Raw genomic sequence first — 3,048 nt, 5'->3', positions numbered from 1 at the left:
CATCCCGAACTCAGCAGTGAAACGATGCATCGCCGATGGTAGTGTGGGGTTTCCCCATGTGAGAGTAGGTCATCGTCAAGATTAAATTCCGAAACCCCAATTGCGAAAGCAGTTGGGGTTTTGTTTTGCCCGCGGGAAAAGCATCTGCTTGATTTCTATGCAACAGCCCGGCTCATGGATATTATTCGGGCCTCATTGTGAGGGCGAGACCTGCATGTTGACGTTGTTGAACCTCCTGAAAGATGGCCGATTCCATTCTGGTCAGGATCTTGGCGCCGCCTTGGGAATAAGTCGAAGTGCGGTATGGAAACAGCTTCAGCATCTTGAGGCCGAGCTTGGCTTGTCCATTCATAAAGTGCGAGGACGAGGCTATCAATTGGCTGTTCCATTGACGCTGCTCGACTCTCGGGCAATATCGGCAATGGCGCCAGATTGGCCGGTGATGGTCTTGGATTCGGTCGACTCGACAAACGCTGAGGCCTTGCGGGCGATTGGCCAAGGTAGTTTGGCGCCCTTTTTGGTGCTCGCGGAACGCCAGGTCTCTGGTCGTGGGCGAAGAGGTCGCAAGTGGGTAAGTCCCTTTGCAGAGAATCTTTATTACAGCCTTGTCCTGCGTATTGATGGCGGAATGCGCCAGCTCGAGGGCTTGAGTCTTGTTGTTGGGTTGGCTGTCTTGCAGGCTCTGAGAAATTTTGGAGTGTCAGGTGCGGGATTGAAGTGGCCCAACGATGTCTTGGTGGGTAACAAGAAGATTGCCGGTATTCTCCTTGAGCTCGTTGGTGATCCGGCAGACGTTTGCCATGTGGTGCTGGGTATTGGTGTAAATGTGAACATGCAAGTGGCTGATGAAGTTGGCCAGCAATGGACTTCGATTCGGCTTGAGTCAGGTAGAAGTACTGACCGTAACTCCCTGGTGGCTGAGCTTAGTAAGCAGTTAAATGTTTATATCCGGCGCCATCAGGTGGATGGTTTTTCGGCTCTCCAGACGGAATGGGAGGCGAACCATTTGTGGCAGGATCGCTCTGTGTCATTGATTGCGGGTTCCAGTCAGATAGATGGTGTTGTGCTCGGAATCGATAGTCAGGGTGCGCTGCGCCTGAAGGTGGATGGTGTGGAAAAAGTCTTTAGTGGTGGTGAGCTCAGCCTGAGGTTGCGTGATGATTCTTGAGCTCGACTGTGGGAACAGCTTTATTAAGTGGCGAGTACTGAAGGCTGCGCTTGGCTCTCTCTTTTCTGAAGGGGTTGTCGACTCTGATCTCGCATTGCTAGACAGTTTGAAAGCTCTCAATGGGCTTGAGCTTCGTAAGTGCCGCGTGGTCAGTGTCAGGACTGCGGAGGAGACTGATGCCTTGATCGCTATTATCGAGCGTGAGTTTGGTATTTCGGTGGTGTGCGCGAAGCCCGCACGTGAAATGTCCGGTGTCAAAAATGGTTATGAAGAGTACGAGCGCCTAGGGCTGGATCGATGGCTGGCCATGCTTGGCGGGTTTCATCTCGCATCAGGCGGCGCTTGCCTGGTGCTTGATTTCGGTACGGCGGTGACTGCAGATTTTATTGCTGCGGGTGGTGAGCATCTTGGTGGTTTTATTTGCCCCGGAATGCCTTTGATGCGAAATCAGTTACGTACGCATACCCGTAAGATTCGCTATGGAGATCTGGCGGCTGAGCGCGCGCTTTCAAGCAATGCGCCTGGGCGGACCACTGTTGAGGCGGTGGAGCGCGGGTGTTCATTGATGTTGCGAGGTTTCGTATTGACACAGTTGGAACTGGCGCGCTCTTACTGGAGGGAAGACTTCGCAGTCTTTATAACTGGGGGGGATGCTGAATTGGTTGCAGCTGTCGCCCCTGAGGCCCGAGTCGTTCCTGACCTGGTGTTTGTGGGGTTGGCTATGGCGTGTCCTTTTTCCTGAGGTTTGTATGCGTTGGTTGTTCCTCCTGCTTCTTGTTCTTAATGTTTTCTATTATGTCTGGCATCAGCAGGAGGCGCCCTTGCGGGCGAAGGATGTAACGCCTCTCAGTTTGTATCGAGGTTCCCAGCAAGACATTCGTTTGCTCAGCGAAACGACGGGCAATGCTCGGGAGGGGCAGGGGGGGCGTCGGCAAGAGTGTCTGTTCCTTGGTGGTTTCTCTCGACAGGAGTCGATTACAGCGCTCCAGCAGCGTTTGGCTGAAATGGGAGTCGATGTAAAATCTTCGTCGAGGGATGCTTCTGGGGTTGGTTATTGGTTGTCTGTTTCGCCTCAGGGCCAGCGTTTGCTGGGGGACGCCCAGCTCCAAAACCTTTCCAACGAATTCAATGAGTTAAAACATAAAATAATGCTGTGTGAGGGGGTTGCACCTGCTGAATAGTTTGCATAGAATGGCGCCCGCTCCACAGCGAAGACCTAAGTAGGGATTCAAAGTGAAGTGATGTCAACGCAGCTAACCTCAGGTTTTTAAATGAGAAAATGCTTGACAGGGGTTTGGCATAGTATAGAATGCCGGCCTGATTAGGAGGGGTTCCCGAGCGGCCAAAGGGATCAGACTGTAAATCTGACGTCTACGACTTCGAAGGTTCGAATCCTTCTCCCTCCACCAGATTTAAGCGTGAGCTGCAGGCTCCGCGGGTATAGTTTAGTGGTAGAACCTCAGCCTTCCAAGCTGATGATGCGGGTTCGATTCCCGCTACCCGCTCCAAGTTTGCAGGTTGTGCAAAGTGTTTTGCTCTTGTAGCTCAGTTGGTAGAGCACACCCTTGGTAAGGGTGAGGTCAGCGGTTCAAATCCGCTCAAGAGCTCCATATAACAAGGCAGATATGAAAATATCTGCCTTTGTTTTAATGGTTGATATTGTTTGTCTAATTTCTTCTGTTGAGGGTGATATCGATGGCTAAGGAAAAATTTGATCGTTCCCTGCCCCACGTCAACGTTGGGACCATTGGTCACGTTGACCACGGTAAAACCACTCTGACTGCTGCTCTGACTCGCGTTTGCTCCGAAGTTTTCGGTTCCGCAATCGTTGACTTCGACAAGATCGACAGCGCACCAGAAGAAAAAGCTCGCGGTATCAC

At 52.0% G+C, this 3,048-nt stretch carries 4 protein-coding genes and 3 tRNA genes; all 7 read left to right on the top strand.

The features are described 5' to 3' along the window. The first annotated feature begins 214 nt into the window (after positions 1–214). Positions 215–1,168 (top strand): bifunctional biotin--[acetyl-CoA-carboxylase] ligase/biotin operon repressor BirA, encoded by a 954-nt coding sequence (birA, locus tag CKW14_RS14670; protein WP_095048842.1) that lies wholly within the window; start codon positions 215–217, stop codon positions 1,166–1,168. Beyond that, positions 1,158–1,910, top strand: coding sequence for a pantothenate kinase (locus tag CKW14_RS14665; RefSeq protein WP_095048841.1), 753 nt, complete (start codon positions 1,158–1,160; stop codon positions 1,908–1,910). Before birA ends, CKW14_RS14665 begins: the two co-directional genes overlap by 11 nt. A 7-nt stretch (positions 1,911–1,917) precedes the next feature. Further along, entirely contained in the window at positions 1,918–2,349 is a 432-nt protein-coding gene (locus CKW14_RS14660; protein WP_095125529.1) for a hypothetical protein, read from the top strand. A gap of 143 nt (positions 2,350–2,492) precedes the next feature. Further along, a tRNA-Tyr gene (locus CKW14_RS14655) sits at positions 2,493–2,577 on the top strand. A 25-nt stretch (positions 2,578–2,602) separates the two neighbouring features. Continuing rightward, positions 2,603–2,676: transfer RNA gene (locus CKW14_RS14650), tRNA-Gly, on the top strand. Between the two features lie 26 nt (positions 2,677–2,702). Continuing rightward, a tRNA-Thr gene (locus tag CKW14_RS14645) sits at positions 2,703–2,778 on the top strand. 85 nt (positions 2,779–2,863) lie between these two features. Beyond that, positions 2,864–3,048: GTP-binding protein (locus tag CKW14_RS14640; RefSeq protein ID WP_256587225.1), on the top strand; the 185-nt coding region annotated here is incomplete at its 3' end.

Source organism: Pseudomonas sp. Irchel s3a12, assembly GCF_900187485.1.
Classification (GTDB): Bacteria; Pseudomonadota; Gammaproteobacteria; order Pseudomonadales; family Pseudomonadaceae; genus Aquipseudomonas; species Aquipseudomonas neuropathica.
Note: the sequence above shows the minus strand (reverse complement) of the source record. Positions and strands in the feature narration are given on the sequence as shown.